The organism is Salinicoccus sp. Marseille-QA3875 (assembly GCF_054950095.1).
Window position 1 is genome coordinate 1,151,844 of sequence record NZ_CM143103.1, and the last position, 18,414, is coordinate 1,170,257.

At 44.2% G+C, this 18,414-nt stretch carries 19 protein-coding genes and 1 riboswitch; of the genes, 8 read left to right on the forward strand and 11 right to left on the reverse strand.

Features of this window, described 5'->3' with window-relative positions; translation table 11 throughout:
• Nucleotides 1-119 precede the first annotated feature (119 nt).
• Nucleotides 120-764: an alpha/beta hydrolase gene (locus tag ACY8DT_RS05935; RefSeq protein WP_462421999.1), complete on the reverse strand. Its 645-nt coding sequence runs from the start codon at nucleotides 762-764 to the stop codon at nucleotides 120-122.
• Nucleotides 765-932: 168 nt separating this feature from the next.
• Here ACY8DT_RS05935 and ACY8DT_RS05940 point away from each other — a divergent pair, with 168 nt between their 5' ends.
• From ACY8DT_RS05940 to ACY8DT_RS05955, 4 genes are all read left to right on the forward strand, one after another.
• Nucleotides 933-2,087, forward strand: a complete 1,155-nt coding sequence (locus tag ACY8DT_RS05940; RefSeq protein WP_462422000.1) for an acyl-CoA dehydrogenase family protein — start codon at nucleotides 933-935, stop codon at nucleotides 2,085-2,087.
• Between the two features lie 117 nt (nucleotides 2,088-2,204).
• Nucleotides 2,205-2,981, forward strand: a complete 777-nt coding sequence (locus ACY8DT_RS05945) for an SDR family NAD(P)-dependent oxidoreductase (RefSeq protein WP_462422001.1) — start codon at nucleotides 2,205-2,207, stop codon at nucleotides 2,979-2,981.
• A gap of 152 nt (nucleotides 2,982-3,133) precedes the next feature.
• A complete protein-coding gene (locus ACY8DT_RS05950) occupies nucleotides 3,134-4,009 on the forward strand; it encodes a hypothetical protein (protein WP_462422002.1) in 876 nt (291 codons plus the stop codon).
• 244 nt (nucleotides 4,010-4,253) lie between these two features.
• A complete protein-coding gene (locus tag ACY8DT_RS05955; RefSeq protein WP_462422003.1) occupies nucleotides 4,254-4,637 on the forward strand; it encodes a YbgA family protein in 384 nt (127 codons plus the stop codon).
• Nucleotides 4,638-4,908: 271 nt separating this feature from the next.
• Here ACY8DT_RS05955 and ACY8DT_RS05960 read toward each other — a convergent pair whose 3' ends face one another.
• The 4 genes from ACY8DT_RS05960 to ACY8DT_RS05975 are packed head-to-tail and all read right to left on the reverse strand — an operon-like array spanning nucleotide 4,909 to nucleotide 8,522.
• A complete protein-coding gene (locus ACY8DT_RS05960; protein ID WP_462422004.1) occupies nucleotides 4,909-5,997 on the reverse strand; it encodes an acyl-CoA dehydrogenase family protein in 1,089 nt (362 codons plus the stop codon).
• Nucleotides 5,990-6,748: an ABC transporter ATP-binding protein gene (locus ACY8DT_RS05965; protein ID WP_462422005.1), complete on the reverse strand. Its 759-nt coding sequence runs from the start codon at nucleotides 6,746-6,748 to the stop codon at nucleotides 5,990-5,992. Before ACY8DT_RS05965 ends, ACY8DT_RS05960 begins: the two co-directional genes overlap by 8 nt.
• Complete coding sequence (locus tag ACY8DT_RS05970) at nucleotides 6,741-7,520, reverse strand: ABC transporter permease (protein WP_462422006.1); 780 nt, start codon at nucleotides 7,518-7,520, stop codon at nucleotides 6,741-6,743. Before ACY8DT_RS05970 ends, ACY8DT_RS05965 begins: the two co-directional genes overlap by 8 nt.
• A 3-nt stretch (nucleotides 7,521-7,523) precedes the next feature.
• On the reverse strand, nucleotides 7,524-8,522 hold the full coding sequence (locus ACY8DT_RS05975; protein ID WP_052255191.1) for an ABC transporter substrate-binding protein: 999 nt from the start codon (nucleotides 8,520-8,522) through the stop codon (nucleotides 7,524-7,526).
• Nucleotides 8,523-8,612: 90 nt separating this feature from the next.
• A riboswitch (TPP riboswitch) is annotated at nucleotides 8,613-8,713 on the reverse strand.
• Nucleotides 8,714-8,856: 143 nt separating this feature from the next.
• Between ACY8DT_RS05975 and ACY8DT_RS05980 the strand changes: the two genes are divergently transcribed.
• From ACY8DT_RS05980 to ACY8DT_RS05990, 3 genes are read left to right on the forward strand one after another with little or no spacing between them, the layout of a single operon-like run.
• Entirely contained in the window at nucleotides 8,857-9,066 is a 210-nt protein-coding gene (locus ACY8DT_RS05980; protein ID WP_462422007.1) for a hypothetical protein, read from the forward strand.
• Between the two features lie 30 nt (nucleotides 9,067-9,096).
• Nucleotides 9,097-10,542: a sodium:solute symporter family protein gene (locus tag ACY8DT_RS05985; RefSeq protein ID WP_462422008.1), complete on the forward strand. Its 1,446-nt coding sequence runs from the start codon at nucleotides 9,097-9,099 to the stop codon at nucleotides 10,540-10,542.
• The gene (locus tag ACY8DT_RS05990; RefSeq protein ID WP_462422009.1) at nucleotides 10,539-11,102 is read left to right on the forward strand and encodes a hypothetical protein; all 564 of its coding nucleotides are present in this window, start codon (nucleotides 10,539-10,541) and stop codon (nucleotides 11,100-11,102) included. The genes ACY8DT_RS05985 and ACY8DT_RS05990 overlap by 4 nt, the downstream gene beginning before the upstream one ends.
• A gap of 187 nt (nucleotides 11,103-11,289) precedes the next feature.
• Here the strand turns inward: ACY8DT_RS05990 and prpB are convergent, their stop codons facing one another.
• The 6 genes from prpB to ACY8DT_RS06020 all read right to left on the reverse strand — a co-directional run bounded on the left by prpB (nucleotide 11,290) and on the right by ACY8DT_RS06020 (nucleotide 17,558).
• Nucleotides 11,290-12,192 carry a methylisocitrate lyase gene (gene prpB / locus ACY8DT_RS05995; RefSeq protein ID WP_462422010.1) on the reverse strand — a complete coding sequence of 301 codons (903 nt, stop codon included), beginning with the start codon at nucleotides 12,190-12,192 and terminating at the stop codon, nucleotides 11,290-11,292.
• Between the two features lie 11 nt (nucleotides 12,193-12,203).
• Entirely contained in the window at nucleotides 12,204-13,700 is a 1,497-nt protein-coding gene (locus ACY8DT_RS06000; RefSeq protein WP_462422011.1) for a tripartite tricarboxylate transporter permease, read from the reverse strand.
• A 12-nt stretch (nucleotides 13,701-13,712) separates the two neighbouring features.
• Entirely contained in the window at nucleotides 13,713-14,171 is a 459-nt protein-coding gene (locus tag ACY8DT_RS06005) for a tripartite tricarboxylate transporter TctB family protein (RefSeq protein WP_462422012.1), read from the reverse strand.
• A gap of 20 nt (nucleotides 14,172-14,191) precedes the next feature.
• A complete protein-coding gene (locus ACY8DT_RS06010) occupies nucleotides 14,192-15,124 on the reverse strand; it encodes a tripartite tricarboxylate transporter substrate binding protein (RefSeq protein ID WP_462422013.1) in 933 nt (310 codons plus the stop codon).
• Between the two features lie 184 nt (nucleotides 15,125-15,308).
• Nucleotides 15,309-15,986, reverse strand: a complete 678-nt coding sequence (locus ACY8DT_RS06015; RefSeq protein WP_462422014.1) for a response regulator — start codon at nucleotides 15,984-15,986, stop codon at nucleotides 15,309-15,311.
• A gap of 3 nt (nucleotides 15,987-15,989) precedes the next feature.
• Entirely contained in the window at nucleotides 15,990-17,558 is a 1,569-nt protein-coding gene (locus tag ACY8DT_RS06020; RefSeq protein ID WP_462422015.1) for an ATP-binding protein, read from the reverse strand.
• Between the two features lie 121 nt (nucleotides 17,559-17,679).
• On the opposite strand from ACY8DT_RS06020, the gene ACY8DT_RS06025 reads away from it, so the two are divergent.
• A complete protein-coding gene (locus tag ACY8DT_RS06025; RefSeq protein WP_462422016.1) occupies nucleotides 17,680-17,976 on the forward strand; it encodes an SLC13 family permease in 297 nt (98 codons plus the stop codon).
• Nucleotides 17,977-18,414: the final 438 nt, after the last annotated feature.

Here is an 18,414-nt window from a genome sequence, read left to right on the forward strand (position 1 = left end):
TACTGCTTTTTAGACTATTATGACAAATACTGGTGTAATTTAAAGTACCAATGATTTAAAAATCTAGGCACCAAAATAAAAATGACCCCGGTTAATAAACCGGAGTCATTCAAATAATATTACTTTTTAACTTGATCCAGCAGCCAGCCCGCGATGTCTTTCTTGTTCTGTTCACCGATCTGATGCGCTGTATCATACGTGGTATAAGAGACATTCGCACCTTGTTCTTTAAAGAACGCTTCGTTCTTCTTCCCGATTTCCGGGGGGAAGATTTCATCTTCTTTCCCGTCTGACAGGAAGACATCCAGATGTTCTACGCTTTTCACGCCGTATCTCTCTTCCAGAAATTCAGGTACATAACCGTTCATGGAAACAATACCGCTGATCGTATCACCCATCAGAAGTGCCAGTGTATTCGACAGAATCGCGCCCTGACTGAATCCACCAAGATATACATTATTCTTATCTACCGGATACTCATCAATAATTCCACTCACAAACGCCGGCAGCTTTTTCATGCAGTCATCAAACGTATCCATGTCGGGTTTTCCGAATCCTTCAAGTAAGTAATAGGCATAGCCGTTTTTAAATTCCAGATTGCCGCGCACACTGACAACGATAAACTCATCCGTCACCCCGTCAAAGTTGATCCATGCAAATTCTTCATGGTGACCGATGCCGTGAAATGCAATCAGCAATGGATATTTCTTACTTTCATCATAATTTTCAGGTGTTTTCACTTCATAGTAATATTCATTCTCCACACAAATGCCTCCTGATTTCGTTTGTCATCATTATAGCCTTCCCGGCCCGAGAAACAAAACTAATCTTCACCTGACAGTTGGACACATCGCAATCGTTTTTGATTAATACACACCCTTGTGAAATAATTAATGCATTAGATCATACGATTTTTAGAGAGGGATATCATATTGGAAACATTACAAAATCTGGACTACAGCGAACGCCTCAACTTAATAGAAGAAACCGCAAAACAGTTTAAGGAAACGGCTCAGAAACATGATGAAAATGTCACGTTCCCATTTGAGAATTTTGAAAAACTGAAAGCAATCGGCTATCCTGCACTGTCCATACCGAGAGAGTACGGCGGCGCGGGCATCAGTCTCGTTGAACTGATGAAACATCAGGAAACCATTGCGAAGTATGACGGTGCCACTGCACTGTCCATCGGCTGGCATATGGGCATCATTATGGATCTCGGCGAGAAGAAGACATGGGATGCAGAGAAATATAAAAAAGTCGCTACAGATGTCATCGAAAACGGCGCTCTGATCAACAATCTTGCGACAGAACCCGCAACAGGCAGTCCGACACGCGGCGGCAAGCCGGAAACGACTGCGGTAAAAGACGGCGACTCGTGGATTTTGAATGGCAGAAAAACATTCGCCACACTTTCTCCCATTTTAAAATACGCCTCAGTCAGCGCAACGATTGAAGAAACCGGCGAGGTCGGGGACTTTATTGTCGATACAGACCTTGAAGGTGCGAGCGTTGACGAGACATGGAATTCCGTCGCGATGCGGGCGAGCGGCAGCCATGATTTCATAATGGAAGATGTGCGCGTAAGAGAGGAAGACCTCGTGTCATTCAGAACACCCGGTAAAAAAGATCCATCCGGCTGGCTGCTCCATATACCCGCGTGCTACCTCGGAATTGCCAAAGCGGCTCAGGAGGCTGCAGTCAAATTTGCCACCACTTATTCACCGAACAGTATTAAAGGAACGATTTCAGAGCTGCCGAATGTCCAGGAGAAACTCGGACGGATCGAAATGGCAGTGATGGAAGCAGACGCCTTTCTATATACAGCAGCGAAGGAATGGGATGATTCAACACCCGGGGAAAGAAATAAAATGGGCGCGAAGCTCGGGGCAGTTAAAACATCCATCGTGAACAAGGCGGTTGAAATTGTCGACCTGTCCATGAGAGTCGTCGGTGCGAAAAGTTTAAATGCAGACAATGAGCTGCAGAGACACTATAGAAACGTGCGCGCCGGCCTCCATAACCCACCGATGGACGATATGGTCATCATCAGCCTTGCCAAACACTCCATAGAAAGATTAAAATAAACTTCTGTTTACTATATGTAACCAGATATTTATTTGATATGAGCAATTAGTTTGAAATCGAGATAGGTTTCCTCTATTATTGATAGTAAGAAACAATATCACTCAGGAGGTTATATTTTGGGAAAATTATATGAAGATAAAGTTGTATTGATTACAGGCGGTGCCGGCGGTATCGGACTGGCATCAGCGAAGAAATTTGCTGAAGAGGGAGCAAAACTCGCTTTAGTCGACTTGAATCAGGAAGCAATTGAAAATGCTGCAAAAGAAATCGAAGATGCTGAAGTCATCACATTCAGTGCAGACGTATCGGATGAAGCTGAAGTAGAAAAATTCGTCCAGGAAACTAAAGACCACTACGGCCGCATTGATGTGTTCTTAAATAATGCCGGAATCAACGGTGCAACAGAAGATCTTGTAGACATTACAAAAGAAAATATCGAAAGTGTCTTCTCAGTAAACGTCTTCGGCGTATTCTACGGACTAAAACACGTACTCCGTGTAATGAAAGAACAAAAGAGCGGTTCTGTAGTGAACATGGGCTCCATCGGAAGCTGGATCGGTTCACCTTCAATGAGTCCATACGTTGCATCCAAGCACGCTGTTGTCGGTATTACTAAATCCGCAGCACTGGAAGCGGCAGACTACGGTGTACGTGTAAACGCAGTATCACCACACGCAGTTGAAACTGAAATGATGAGAAGAATCGAAGCAAACAGAAACCCTGAAGAAGCAGCAGCTTCCAAACAGGCGGTCATTGACGGCATTCCATTATCAAGATATGCGAAGCCCGAAGAAATTGCCGACCTCGTCATCTTCCTGAACTCTGACAAAGCTTCCTTCATCACAGGAACTTACCAGAGAATTGACGGCGGTGCTTCAGCATTATCGTCATAAATTATCGAGATCAAATTCAGTCATAATGAAAATCTCTTAAAACCCCGGAAACTTAATTGTTTTCGGGGTTTTTTCGTTCAATGTGCTGATGTAAAATTACTCCCCGGTGTTATATAATTAAGTTACATAGAATTTCTCAGGAGGGACTGCCCATGAAAGCATTGTATGTAGTTATTCCTATTGTACTGCTGCTTATTTTGGGTGCCGTATTTTTTACAGTTTCATCCGGTTCAGATGATAATACAGATGCCATTAACGAAGAAACTGCTTCGACAGAAGAAGTCGATGAACCGGCAGAATCGGTCGAAGAAGCAGGTACCGACGAAACAGACGAAAACCAGGAAAACAATCTGAGTGGAGAAGGCGAACAGGAAGCATCTTCTGAAGAAACGACAGATGAGCAAAAAAATGATACCTCTGAGGATTCCGCCGGCAATAACGAAAATTATAATGCTGCTGAACAGTGCATCATGTCCGAACTCACAGAGTGTAAAGGTGTTTCAACAGAAGATCAATTTACGGCCTATCAAAACCTTATCGAAGATGGCACACTGCCACAGTCACCGGTCAGCGACTGTCTGCCATGTGCCGTAAAGTATTCTTTCGAAGCTGAATATGGAGAATCGAAACCGATAGATATATCAGTACTCCCCCGTTCTGAAGAAGCACCTGAAGAAATAAACAGTCATCTGCAGTTTGTACGGCAGTACCTTTTTGCCCTGCCTGGATACTATAACGATCAGAACAACGAAGCGCTTGAATTCTACCGGGAAGGCTCAGTGGGCCAAAACTTATTAACTGCAAACAAAGCATCCGGCCGATACGCCAATCATATAACTTACTCGGTGCATATCGATTATGAAGAGCAAAATCCAGACGGCAGCTCCAACGTTTATATATACCGCACCTACTCTCATGAGAACACGAATGGTATTTATGAAAATTATGTACTGTATAACGTGATGGCCTCAGACGGGAGAAACTACATCATTGGCTATGAAGAAATAGAAAATGTGCGAATAGAATAAACACAAAATATCAATTACGGAAACAAAGTGACGCATAAGGCTTTGTTTCCGCTTTTTAATAAGACATTTTATTAAGCCTTCAATTTATTTCTGCAAGCAGATGGAACACTATTCCAATGTTTGAAAACCGGTAATCAGGAAAAATATAACGCACAATCATCTCGAAGAGGAAATCCGTCTTATCAACAGTGTGAGAGGTCATCTTACACCTGAAAAAATTAAGGAAATCAGGAATCATGAAGCAATGGCAAGTGATAATATGAGTAAGAGACATGAAATTGAAAAGAAATGGGCTCTGGAAAAATATAAAGTGATGATGCACAGCCAGAAACACTATGAACGCATACGTAAAGAGTTAAAAGGAAACCCTGATATTGAGGTGTTGGATGTCTTGATTGACGAGGCAATGGAAACCACTCCCACGAAAGGTTCGATCATGAATACATACAACCATATGTGGGGATATTTTAAAAAAGTGTGTACAGAAAAAGAACGTACAACAGCCACGGAGTTGGAAGAAAAATTCAAGGCACAGGAGGTTGAATCTGAAGCGCTGCTGAAATTCATTGCTGAACTTGCTGATAAATATGAAGTGAAATATCTTCAAAATTCATCGATTCTTCAATGATTCATCGGTATGATATTTTCGAAGCTCTTCTACTGGGGGCACCAACTAGTATGCCATTCAGAGGATGCTCGGAACGAAGAGTCTCGCAGACCGCCAGATGATCCGACTCAGCCAATGGTTCGGCGTTGTATTGTCACTGATTACATTTCTCATAGTACCGCTGCTGCAGACATGAAGAGAGAGTGGAAGAAGCGGAAAGTACGAAATGATGGGGGAGATGCAAAGGAAAGTGCTCTGAAACATTAATGTTTCAGAGCACTTTTTGTGGCGGTCAACTTCTATCGGATCTTAATTCACCTTCCGAATCCACAAGCAGACCGTGCTGTGATGCGGTCATAAGGTCACGGTAGATGCGGTTCAGAGGATGACTTTCTGTGACAATATCCATTCCTAGGTAACGGTAAAGTTTCTGGACTCCGCTCACTGCAGCGTCAGCGACGATTTTGCTCCGGGTGGAGATTATCTCCATGTCCTTGTCATCAAGAGATCCACCGGTAAGGTGGGCATCCCATGATTTTTCGACTGCCTGATAGAATTTCCGGCGCTCCTTCTGAAATCGTGCTTCATTTTCTTCCAGGATTTTATTCACATGGTCATACCGGTTCGAACCTTCTTTTTTCCAGGCTGCTTTTTTAGACTCGACATGTTCGCGCGCCGCTTCAAAGAAATGTTTTGCGACACCGATGGCAGTGGAAGCGATATTCGCTGCGGCGAATGGCACAAACGGATAATGGTAGACCGGATGATCGAAATGGAAATGCGGGCCGGTCACGTCAAAACGATATGCCGCAGGTACGAAAGCACCCTCCACATGGATGGTATGGCTGCTGGTCGCTTTCATGCCGAAGGCGTTCCAATCCTCTTCAATTTCGACTTGATCGGGTGTAAAAGCAAAAGCATACAGTTTCTCATCCTCCGCGTCATCGGATTCTATCCGGCATGTTGCAGTGAACAGGCTGGCATGGCCGGCCCCGCTCGCAAATGCCCATGTGCCGTTCACAATATAGCCGCCATCAGTCTTTCTGGCCACACCCGTCGGGCGGTCGCTGCCGGCAATGTAGAAATCTCGGGCGGTGAAATATTTTCTGACCGCTTCCGGCGCCATCGTCGTCGCAAAGAATCCGGCGCCTGAACCGATCTGCACGAGCCAGCCGAAGCTGCCGTCCACATGTGCCGCTTCCTCGAATATTTTCAATGCCTCCGGCAGCGGCTGCATATTGCCGCCCAACGCGTCCGGCACAAACAATTTGAACAGTCCCTGATCATAGATGTACTGCAGCACCGTCTCTGACAGCCTGCCCTCCTGCTCCATCTGAGACGCCTGGTTTCGGATGAGTTTCGTCATTTGTGCATCAATCATTCTGAACCCCTTCTTTCAACAACAGGTAGATTTCCCTTTTAAGCTTGGCAAACGTATCATCCAGCGTAATGCCGGGATCACGCGGCCGTTCGAACGGCACGTCGATTTCCTTGATGATGCGGGCTGGTTTATTGGACAAAATCAGTATACGGTCGGACATGTAGAGCGCCTCCTCTATGCTGTGGGTGATGAACAGCACCGAACGGCGGTCGGTTTCCCACATTTTGAGCAGCCAGTCCTGCATGTCGAGCCGTGTCAGTTCATCGAGTGCACCGAACGGCTCATCCAGCAGCATGAGACGCTGCGGGCTGAGGAGCGAGCGGATGAAGGCGACGCGCTGGCGCATACCGCCGGACAGTGTATCAGGGTAGGCGGATTCATAACCACCGAGCCCGGCCCGTTCCAGCAGTCTGCGAGCAGCCTCCCGGTCGACGGCGCCGTTTACCTCCTGGACCAAAACGACATTATCCTCGATCGTCCGCCACGGCAGCAGGGAATCCTGCTGGGGCAGATAGCTGATGTTGCCCCGTGTGCCGTTGGCACGCTTACCATCAATAAAGATATCACCATTCTCCGCATCGATCAGTCCGCCGACGAGATTGAAGATGGTGCTCTTTCCGCTGCCGGAAGGGCCGAGCAGCGTGACGAACTCCCCGTCAGCGACACTCAGCGAAAGGTTATCGAGCACGTCGATGTCCGACTGCCCTTTGAATGTATGAGACAGATTTTCAATACGCAGTTTGTCAGTCATCCGTTCCACTTCCTTTCTTGTCCTGATTCCATGGAGTCAGCCATTTCTCGAGCAGCAGAATAAAACCGAACAACACCAGACTGATCAGCATGATGACAAAAATCGATACGAATACCTGATCCGTCCGGAACGCGGAAGATGCGACCGTCATGAAGACCCCGAGACCCTGCTGGGCACCGAGCCACTCGGCAATGACCGCACCCATCACACTGTATGTGGCAGAAATCTTAAGACCTGAAAAGAAATACGGCAGGGCACTCGGCCATTCCAGCTTGAAGAAAATCTGCCGGCGGCCGGCGCCGATCATCCGCATATAATTGAGCAGTTCGGGATTCGTCTGCCGAAAACCGTCAATCAGGGAGACGGCGATCGGAAAGAAGACGACGAGCGTGATGATCAGTATCTTCGGCAGTGCCCCGAAGCCGAACCACAGCACAAGAAGCGGGGCAAGCGCAATAATCGGCACATTTTGCGAGAGCACCATAAGCGGGTAGATGCTTTGCCTCGCCTGCGGCACCAGATGCAGTGCAACCGCCAGAACGAGTCCGACCGATACACCGATGGTAAACCCGCCGAGCGCTATCAGTATCGTCGAGATGCTGTGGTCGATGATGCGTGGATAGATCTCGATGCCTTCCTGTATGATCTGAACCGGGCTTGGCAGCATCCACGCCTCGATCTCAAAGATGCCGACAGCCAGCTGCCAGATGACAAGTATGGCGAAAATGGCGAGGAGCGGTGAGAGTACGCTCCATGATAAAAGTCGTTTCATCGTTTATTCCTCCGATTCATCCGGCAGAAAGTCATTTGTGAATGCAGCATCGACATCCAGCTCAGACTCGATCAGATCGCTTTCATACATCCAGTCCGAATAATTCTGCCAGACCTCCCGGTCCTGATACCCCCAGTAAGGCGCGTCACTCTGATAGACATCCGCCAGCCACTCCTGGCTCGCCATCACAAGCGCTTCGTCGAGATCCGGTTCGGCATCAATCAGGTGAGACGCCGCCTGTTCCGGATTTTCCATCGCCAGCTGGTAGCCTTCCGTCGTCGCACTCATAAAGGCTTCAACCGTTTCCGGATCGCTTTCAATCATATTCTCATTCGTAATCATTACAGGTGTATAAAAATTCAATGCATCCGAATACTCGGTGAAGTCGATTGTATTGAGCGGCATATCCCTGAGCTCAGCTTCAATCCCCGTCCATCCGTAATAGATCCATGCAAAGTCGACATCACGCTGCACAGTAGCAAAGAAATCCGCCTCCCCGACGTTGAGGATTTCGACTTCACTGAAATCTGCACCATCCGCCTGCATGATCGAGTGAATCGTCTCCTCTTCGATCGGTGAACCATAGCCGCCATATGTGTGACCTTCAAGATCCGACGGCGTTTCCAATCCGTATTCTTCAGGTGAAGCCAGATATGACGTATTATCCTGGATGATTGCAGCGAGTGACACGATCGACACATCCTGCAGACGCGCCTGCGTCACATTCTCCTGTGCACTGATGCCGAAATCACCATTGCCTGTCGCGACCGTCTGTTCCGCGCCCGCTTCACCCGGCAGGACGATTTCCACATCCAATCCGTGTTCCTCGTAATAGCCTTCCGCCTGTGCGGCATAGACACCTGTATGATTCGTGTTCGGCGTCCAGTCCAGCACAAACGTGACATCCGTCAGTTCATCCATATCAGCGGATTCCTCCGCACCACCGCCCCCGCACGCTGCAAGCAGCAGTACGAATACGACGGGAAATAGAATTTTATTCATAATAAAAGCACTCCTCTCAAAAACGGCATAAAAAAACACCTTCCTTATCCGGAGGCGTCAAGACTTGTGAGGGTGGACCATACATCCATGGCATAGCCGTCACACATTCCCTCCGCTGGTATTATCCAGATCAGGTCCAAGGGTCAGGATACATCCTTCTCAGCCACAGTATGGCTCCCCTATGCATTAATATTCGTTTGTGGCATCAATTATATCATGATGGAACCGTATGTCAAAAAGTGATGACTTCGTGTTGAAACCGTTACCGCAATTATATATAATAAACATCAACAATTGACCGAATAAATGAAATATTCTAAAAGGGGTGTAGCATATGGCTCAAAGATCAAAGTTCAAAGATCCGGGTTTGTTTGCGACTTTAATCATCATCATCTACTCGGCGTTCGTATTCGGCTGGTGGCCGGTGGATATCTACGTCGCGGGAATTTCACTCGTTGCATGGCTGATGTTCTTCGGATTGTTCATCTGGTTTATTTTGACGGTTGCCTATGTCGTGTGGATTGAAAGAATCGAAAAAGATTAGCACAGCCAGAAACAGAAAGGGGTATGATGTATGCAGATCACTGAAGGAATCATTCTATTACTGTATTTATTATTAATGACTGTCATCGGTATTTATTTCTACCGAAGGGCCAGGCAGAGTGAAAGTGACTATTTCACAGCGGGCCAGAGCATCAATACATTTGTCGGGGCGTTCGCAATCTTTGCTGCCATCGCCAGTTCCAGTTCGTTGATGGGTGCGGTCGGCTCCGGCGTGACGATGGGGCTCCCGTATTATTTCACCTACGCATTCGGTGTGCTTGCCGCACTGCCGCTTGCGATGTTCCTGATCTCGGGGCAGGTCAGACGTTCCGGTGCAAAGAGCATGCCGGACTTCTTCCACCAGAGATTCGGCACATCCGTCCAGGTACTTGCTGCAATCATCGTCGTGGTCGCCATGACTTTCTATATGGTGCCGCAGCTCACTGCAGCAGGTCTGATCGGTTCCTACGTGCTCGGCATCGATTATGCCACAGCAACCATCGTACTCGGGCTCGGCTTTACAATTTATGCAGCACTCGGCGGTATGTGGGCGATTACATATACCGACCTGTTCCAGGGGATGATCATGCTTTTTGGTACGGTCATACTCGCCGCCGTCATCTGGGTGGACTTCGGGAGCATCGGCAATATGCTCGACAGTGCACTCGCTGCCGATCCGGCATTTGGTGACGTCACACAGCCTTGGATGTCATACTTCGGACTGTTCATCGCATTCATATGGTTCGGCATCATCTCGCCGTCGGTCGTCATGCGTAACTTCGCTTCACGTGATGCAAGAACGGCACGCCGCTCTTCCATGTGGGGCACATTCATCTATATCATCCTGTTTCTGGGCGGTTTTTTCGTCACGATTGCCGGTGTCACACTCGGCATAGTTGAAACGCTCGATAATACAGATATGATTTTCGTCTCCGTCGTCGAAGAATATCTGCCGCCGATTCTCGGCGGCGTCATGCTCGCCGGACTGCTCGCTGCGATCATGTCATCGGCGGACGCGATGCTGCTTGCGATTTCAGCAGGCATTGCACATGATATTTATAAACAGCATATCAATCCGAAAGCGAGCGAGCGCTTCGTCACCCTGCTCGGTCTGATTACGATGTTCGTGGCAGTCATCATCGGCATCGTGATCGCCATCAATCCGCCGGGCATCATCGCCGTCATGGTCGGATGGGTCGGCGGCTTCCTGTTATCTGCGTTCGGTTTCCCGTTCGTCCTAGGTATCTGGTGGAGACGCGCCAACAAGATCGGTGCATTCACCGGCATGCTGGGCGGTGCGATTCTGTTCGTCATACTTGTTTCAAGCCAGGCACTGCCGACCAATGCCGAACCGATCATCGCGGCACCCGTTTCACTCATCCTCGTCATCGTAGTAAGCCTGATGACATCACCGCCGCCGAAAGAGCAGCAGGCCAGAGTCGATATGTATCACTCACACCTGGATGATAATAAATGATAAAACGCATAGGAAAGACTCATATATCTGAAAAAGAACTGTATCAATCGATATATAAAAGTTTAGGGATGAAAGCCCGGCTGAATAAAACCATCAACGCAGATTATCTCAAAAAAAACACAACGAGTGCCACTCTTCTTTACCACCCATTCTGGATGGTGAAGAACCTGGTTCTCGCAGACCGGCCGCCCTTTCCGCCGAAGAAGATTCCGCGGATGATTTTTATCGATGCTGTGTCCGGGTATCGAGGCATCTTTTCCCATGTGCCGCCGGTCAGTGAAGAAGCGGTGGGTGATCGGTTGGTCGTCGAGCCGGTTATTCAGGAAAATGAAGTCGGCAAGTACGCCGAAGATGTAAGAAGGAAACAGATTGATAAGCAGTATCTTCTGAAGAAACCCAGGCATAAAATTGTGGAAACTTCCATGGTATATCTGCCGATCTATAAAGTGGTTGTAGACAGTGCAGAGGTAGATAGAACCTTCTATATCAATGGAAACACAGGAGAATCGGAGCAGTTTCTGAGCGGGAGATGGGAGAGCGGGAAAGATTTGATTGGATAATGGATTAAAATAACTGGGGATGGGATAAAAGACCTCTGAATGGCTTCATCATTTCCGTCTCTGAAATCCCTCGATTATCGTTGATATGATGCGGATAATCAGGGGTTCTGTCCCATTTTATATTACATTTCAAACACACCCCACCATGATTTGATGGTGGGGTGTGTTTGAAATACATTAATGTTTGTCATTTATTTAGATCTGTTTTAGCAATACTCTCATCCAAAGCTTCATAATCATAATACTGGATTGCTTCATACAATTCTTCTCTTGTCTGCATATCATCTAATCTTTCTTTTTGAGAACCGGTCTTCATTATTTCATCAAAAACACGTTCATACGCTTTAGCTGCTACACGCAATGAAGTGACCGGATAAATAACGATGTCATATCCAAAGTTCTGGAACTCTTCAGCAGAATAATATGGTGTTTTACCGAATTCAGTCATATTGGCAAGCAATGGACCATCAACTTCTTTCTTAAAACGCTCAAAGTCCGCTTTATCTCTAAGCGCTTCAGAGAAAATAATGTCCGCACCTGCTTCTAAATAATTATTTGCACGTTCAATTGCCGTCTCAATACCGTCCACTCCATAAGCGTCCGTCCTTGCTACAATAACAAGTGTCGGTTCGGTTTCCTTAATCGCTCTTATCTTTTGCATCATTTCTTCTGTCGTAACGAGCTTTTTGCCATTTAAATGCCCGCACTTTTTGGGCATGTCCTGATCTTCAATTTGTACGGCAGCTACATTCGCTTCCACCATTTCTTTTGCCGTCCGGATTGCATTTAAGACACCGCCATACCCTGTATCTATATCCACAAGCAACGGCAGGCCGGTCGCCCGGACAAGTTCTTTTGCTCTGGCGGCAACCTCATTTGAATATATCAAACCGATATCAGGCAAACCTTTACTTGCAGTATAAGCAGCACCAGATAAATATAGTGCACTTGCACCGGACTTTTTGGCCATTAAGGCAGACATGCCGTCATGTGCACCCAATACTTTCAGGATATTCTGATCTTTCGTCATTGTTAAGAACTGCTCTGCTAATAATTTCTGGTCAGGTTTTTCATGCATAAACCAGGTCATTAAAAATCCTCCTAAACTTTTGGTTTATATCTCATTTTATATATCTTGGCGAGTAATGGAACGAGTAATGCTAATACTGTCATGATTGTCAGAACAATGGATATTGTAGAAGCTGTAATCACATCCAGAGGAGAATCATAAATAACCATTGAACGCTGGTAGTTCTGTTCCATCTCAGAACCGACAATCAGTGCTAGAATCAGTGGAACAACCGGATAGTCCATGATTTTTAATAATAAACCGACAATCCCCGCTATCAATAGTATATAGAAATCAACCGTCGAGTAGCCCAATGTATATGCCCCTAAAAACGAGAGTACTAAAACAATCGGATAAAGTACTTTGGGCGGTGTATCCAATACTTTCACAAGAACGCCGACCATGGCTATGTTTATAATAACGAGAATGATATTACCAATAAACATACTGTTGATGAGTGTCCAGACCATATCCGGACTGTTTTCAAACAATAGCGGCCCTGGAGTAACACCTATCATTACCAGTGCACCCAGCATAACAGCAGTCGTTCCTGAGCCGGGGATTCCCATCGTCAGCATCGGAATCATTGAACCGACAGCAGAAGCACTATTGGCTGACTCTGGTGCAACAAGACCTTCAACTGCACCTTTTCCAAACTCTTTCTTGTTCTTCGAAACTTGTCTTTCAGCATTATATGCCATCAGCGAAGAAATAGTTCCGCCCGACCCTGGTAAGACACCAAGTAGGAAACCGATCGGTCCGCTTCTTAATATCGGCGCGAGCGACCTTTTCCATTGATTTTTAGTAAACCATTTACTTCCGATATTTCTATTTGAATTCTCTACTTTCTTTTTCTGGCCGATTAAATTGTACAGTACTTCACCGATTGCATAGATTCCGATAATGATTACAACAAAATTGATACCATCTGTAAGATGCGGAATATCAAAAGTAAATCTATGTACACCCGACTGTAAGTCGACTCCTATCGTACTTATGCCAAGCCCGATAAAAAGCGTAAGGAACCCTTTGATTTTGTCCCCCTGAGCCAAAGTAACTACAGATGTAAGAGCAAATATAAACAAAATTAAAAACTCGGCAGGTCCAAAATTAAGGGCAAAATCAGCAAGTGGTATCGCTAAAAATATAAAGCCGAATATTGCCATGAAACCGCCTATGAGTGATGCCATTGCCGCAATGGACATCGCTTGACCTGCAAGACCTTTTTTAGTCATTAGGTAGCCGTCGAATGTTGCGGCGATGGACGACCCATCACCAGGTGTGTTTATTAAAATTGAACTTCTGGAACCTCCGAATAGTGCCCCTATGTATATAGCTGTCATTAAAATCAAAGCACTGACAGGCTCCATTCCAAATGTCAATGGAATCAGCACAGCCACACCCGTAGCAGCACCCAATCCTGGGAGGATGCCGACAATAGTGCCCAGTAAGGCACCAAATATTAACCAAAGTATATTTTGCGGCTGTAAAGCCGTCATCAGCCCTTCGACGATTATACCAGTATCCATTTATTCTCCTCCTTAAGGCAAAGTAATATCAAGCAGCTGTGTAAAGCTGTACCAAGTGCTCAATGATACTACAAGCGTAACAATTACATTCATTTTCCATGTTTTCTTGCCATTCAAATAAAACAATAGACTGCCCATGAATAAAATTGTAGAAATCAAATATCCAAGAATTTCAAAAAGCAGCGCATAGCCAAGGCAAATCAACAATATAATAGAAATCAGTTTCACGGACTTCGAATCTACAATAAGATGAAGATCTTCATTTTCTTTATAATTTTCTTTTCTGATATTAATCAGATCAATAAGGGCAAAGATAAATATACCTGCACAGACGAATCCGGGAAAGTATCTTGGCAATTCCGGTTCTCCAAGAGTAGCAAACGGCAGGCTGAGTATCATAATCCCGTATATTACGCTGCCGATTATAAAAATAACCGGCAGAGAATACCTTAAAGTTGTAACCAAATTCATCTAAAATGCCTCCTTAAAGTTTATGGTGCCAAACCTGACTCTTCTACTATGTCAGTGAAGAAAGATTGTTGTTCTTCTAAAAACTCCTCACTTTCAGAACTGTCCATGTAGAAATCTTCTAATGCATTATTATCAAGAGCCGTTTGCCATTCCTCAGTTTCAACCATGTTACTAAGCATATCGTCCCATTCAGCCATTTCAGCTTCTGACATATCCGGTGGTCCCATTATTCCACGCCAATGTGGAAACTCGACATCCAGCCCCAACTCAGTCCACGTCGGTATTTCTTCATATCCGTCTATGCGTTCAGGTGATGTGACTGCAAGAATGTCTATATTACCTGCTCCGTATTGTTCAGCTAAATCTGACATTGAGTTACTTGTCATATCAATATGACCACCAAGTAAAGCATTCATTATATCTCCTCCACTGCTGTACACCAGAAACTCCAAATCTGTAGGATCTATACCGTGGGCAATTGCAGCCTGTACAAAAGCAAGATGGTTACCGCTCCCTAGAGAGGGACTCACACCGATTGTTAAAGATTTAGGATCTTCCTTCAACTGATCCATTAAATCCATAGCATCATCAAATTCATGATCTGCTCTTGTTGCAATGGCGAGCCATTCAGTGGACAACATAGCCAATGGAGTAAAATCCTGATAGTTCAAATCACTGTGTCCCAGCAATTCACCCGTGATAAGCAGGCTGGAATTTAATGCCGCAAAATGACTGTCCTGCTGCATTAAATACTGCCAACCTACTTCGCCACCACCACCGGGTTTATTGACAACTGTAATATCTTCATCAGATGTCCCGTCTGCCTGCATTGCCCTTTGCGCTGAACGTGCAGTCATGTCCCATCCACCGCCTGGTGTAGCCGGGGCAATCATCTCTATATTTCTTTCTGGAAAGTCTACTTCTGAACCTTCGCCTGATTGACATCCTGCCAATAACAAACTGCCTAATATAATAAATGAGATAAGTTTCATAATTAGTCCCCTTACTTGTAATCGTTTACAAAAAGCTATAACAAGCACTATATATTACTAAATATTCAGATACAATATTATGAATTTAAAATTTTTAAAAACCTTAATGACAGTTTCATCCTTTTTGTCCACAAAAAATACACGCTTACTTGAGCGTGTATTTCCTTTCTGGACGTCCTATTTCTCCATATGATAAGTGGGTTTCAGCCTGGTCTTCCGAGACCAGATGTTCCAGATATCTGCGTGCTGTTGTTCTTGATACACCAACATTCCTGCAGATTTCTTCGATTGTTATTCCTTCCTGTTTGGCATCCATCGCAGCAATTATTTTACTGAGAGTAATGCTATCTATACCACTTGGCAATATTTCATGTTTGGTACTGTTCTCACTGTTAGCTGTACCTGTAAGAAAATAGTCTGTATCAATCGTGTTAAAATCGCCATTTTCCATAAACCAGTTTTTATCATTGATATAATTATTCAGTACTTGTGTGAATTCCTCTACACCTACAGGTTTTATTAAAAACTGATAGACACCAAACCTTTTGGCGGTCAGTAAATCCTGCCTGTTGTTAGAAGCTGAGACAATGATAATATCTGTTTCAGGCCAAATGTTTCTTATTTTAGACAATAGGTCTATACCCTTAATATCCGGAAAGTATATATCCAATAAAATAAGATCTGCATTCTCTTCATAGAGACTTTTCAGCAATTCTTCGCCATTTAAGACTTTTGATGACACAGACATCCCATTAACATTATTTACAATCTCTTCATGTATCAGAGAGACCCGATAATCATCCTCTGCAATGATAACTTTCATCTTCTAACTCCTCTCTTTTGGTATATAAATTGAAAATACGGAACCATTGCCTTCTTCAGTATTAAAAGTGACAAATCCATTGTATTTTCTGACAGTCAGATTTACATTTGATAGTCCGAATCCCCGGTTTTCCCCTTTTGATGAAGAGCCACTGGATAAAATATTTTGGGAATCTTCATAACTCATACCTTTGCCATTATCCTCAACATCTATGATGATGTCATTGCCAATATCAGTAATGAATATGTTGATCAGTTTTTCTTCTTTTTCTGATACTGCGTCAATTGCATTATCAATCAGGTTTCCCAACATGGTTGCCATATCTGAAACACTGATATCCGTTCTCCCAAGCTGGCTGTTAGGGTCTATGTTAATCTCCACTCCCTTTTCTCTGCCTTTTTCAATTTTACCGAGCAGTATTGCGTGAGTGCCTGAATCTTTTATACTTGTCAATGTTGGTATTGTACTTTCATCTTTAATTTTTTCTTCATCAATAAAATTAATTGCCTCATCATATTTTTCCACTTTAAGAAGTCCGTACAGTACATGCATCTTGTTTTTGAATTCATGGCTCTGTGCTCTCAGTTCATCAGAGTAGCCCATAATCTGCTGCAGAGAATCCTGCAGTTGTTTTATATCGGTTTTATCTCTGAAACTGCAAATAGCAGCAACTATATCATCATCCTCATGAATCGGCAGGCAGTTGATGATATATGTGTTACCGTTCAGCCTGACTTCCTTATCGTAATATGAAGTCCCTTTCGTTATCACCTTATTGAAACTGAACAGTTCTATAATTTTTTGACTGTCTGTATCCTGAAGCACACTGTCAGCCGAGGGATTACTGAAAGTAATCTCAAAATTTTTGTCCACCATTATAATACCTTCACGTACCGTACTGATGATAGCATCTCTTTCCTTGAACATTCTGGCTACAGTTACCGGTTCATATCCTAAAGTATCAGACTGTATACTCCTTTGTAACCATAATGCACCCAACACTGAAATGACAATCCCTATAGTGGCGACCAAGGCAAGGCGAAGCACTTTATCAAGTATTGAAGCGACGATATCTGAACTTAAATAACTTACCGTCACTGCCCCCAAGACACGTTCCCCGTCATTTACCTCTTCAAAAATGGGTGCCACAGTCCGAATCTCACTACCTTCCTCTCCTGACGCATTATCTGTAATGTTTGCGCCAAAAAGCAATGATGGGGAATAGTCTGTAGTTTCTGCGGGATGACCTATGTTTTCTTGATTATAATGATAAATGTAGACTTCATCCCTATTGACTATGGTCACATTGGGATATTCCGTATTTATTCTGACACGTTCAATAATCCCCTCGATTTCATCAATGTCATTATCATTTATAGCATTATTCAAGTCAGGCATGTGACTGAAACCGTCAGCAGTCTGCCTGGACAACTGCTCGTACCTGTCATAAGTATTATCTATCTCAATGTATATGAATGCGACGATCAACATTGTTACCAGTGTGATCGAAGTGATGAGAAAAATGGATATTATTCTGTTCTTTATGCTCATATTTAAAATTCTATTTTTCATATATCCACCTTAAAAGATAATTTGTTCATATTATATCACCAGTGTTATATAAGTTTAAACTGATTATTAATAACACTCAAAATGTTACGTTTACTTATTTTTACCAAATAACAAATCCTTTATGGTTACAGCACTCCTTACATCCATCATGTCCAATACAGCAGCCGCTGCTCTGATGGCCCCTATCGGCTTGGTACTGGCAGTCAGCCTTGGTGCAGACCCGAAAGCGATACTGATGACAGTCTGTGTGGCTACAAATGCAGCATATGCTTCACCGGTCGGCACACCGCCAAACACCATGATCTACGGACCTGGCAACTACACATTCATGGATTACATTAAAAACGGTACACCGATATTAGTAATACAGCTGATACTTTGTGTATTTGTAGTACCGTTGATCTGGCCGTTCTATTAAATAAAATTAAAATCTCCATCCTGATTGTCTGTGAAATTTTCGACAGATCAGAATGGAGATTTTTTATAATAGAAAATAAGATTAGGAGAAATTCTCTCTTCAGATGAATAGCAGTATTTGAATTATACTTTTCTTTCAATATTTTATTAAATGAATTCAGCTGCTTTCTTCACTAAAATCCCCCACTATTGTTTGAAGCCTCGTCATATCACTCTTTAATCATGAATGACTTTCCTAAATTTTATATGGTACTTCTGTTCTTTTTACAATATATACATTTGTTTACCTTAAATTAATATAGATAGGGCATCTTTTCCTCTGTTTTGTAAATACATAAAATATAAAAGCACCTTCATTTCAAATATAAAATAACCCGATAATTATTAGTGCGTATTAGTTTATCTCTAAAATCTTTTCGGCACTTAAATAAAATCCGGT

Coding starts and splice junctions, on each gene's coding strand:
- ACY8DT_RS05950 (WP_462422002.1), top strand. CDS start 3,134: ATGAAAGCATTGTATGTAGTTATTCCTATTGTACTGCTGCTTATTTTG.
- ACY8DT_RS05955 (WP_462422003.1), top strand. CDS start 4,254: ATGGCAAGTGATAATATGAGTAAGAGACATGAAATTGAAAAGAAATGG.
- ACY8DT_RS05960 (WP_462422004.1), bottom strand. CDS start 5,997: ATGATTGATGCACAAATGACGAAACTCATCCGAAACCAGGCGTCTCAG.
- ACY8DT_RS05965 (WP_462422005.1), bottom strand. CDS start 6,748: ATGACTGACAAACTGCGTATTGAAAATCTGTCTCATACATTCAAAGGG.
- ACY8DT_RS05970 (WP_462422006.1), bottom strand. CDS start 7,520: ATGAAACGACTTTTATCATGGAGCGTACTCTCACCGCTCCTCGCCATT.
- ACY8DT_RS05975 (WP_052255191.1), bottom strand. CDS start 8,522: ATGAATAAAATTCTATTTCCCGTCGTATTCGTACTGCTGCTTGCAGCG.
- ACY8DT_RS05980 (WP_462422007.1), top strand. CDS start 8,857: ATGGCTCAAAGATCAAAGTTCAAAGATCCGGGTTTGTTTGCGACTTTA.
- ACY8DT_RS05985 (WP_462422008.1), top strand. CDS start 9,097: ATGCAGATCACTGAAGGAATCATTCTATTACTGTATTTATTATTAATG.
- ACY8DT_RS05990 (WP_462422009.1), top strand. CDS start 10,539: ATGATAAAACGCATAGGAAAGACTCATATATCTGAAAAAGAACTGTAT.
- prpB (WP_462422010.1), bottom strand. CDS start 12,192: ATGACCTGGTTTATGCATGAAAAACCTGACCAGAAATTATTAGCAGAG.
- ACY8DT_RS06000 (WP_462422011.1), bottom strand. CDS start 13,700: ATGGATACTGGTATAATCGTCGAAGGGCTGATGACGGCTTTACAGCCG.
- ACY8DT_RS06005 (WP_462422012.1), bottom strand. CDS start 14,171: ATGAATTTGGTTACAACTTTAAGGTATTCTCTGCCGGTTATTTTTATA.
- ACY8DT_RS06015 (WP_462422014.1), bottom strand. CDS start 15,986: ATGAAAGTTATCATTGCAGAGGATGATTATCGGGTCTCTCTGATACAT.
- ACY8DT_RS06020 (WP_462422015.1), bottom strand. CDS start 17,558: ATGAAAAATAGAATTTTAAATATGAGCATAAAGAACAGAATAATATCC.
- ACY8DT_RS06025 (WP_462422016.1), top strand. CDS start 17,680: ATGGTTACAGCACTCCTTACATCCATCATGTCCAATACAGCAGCCGCT.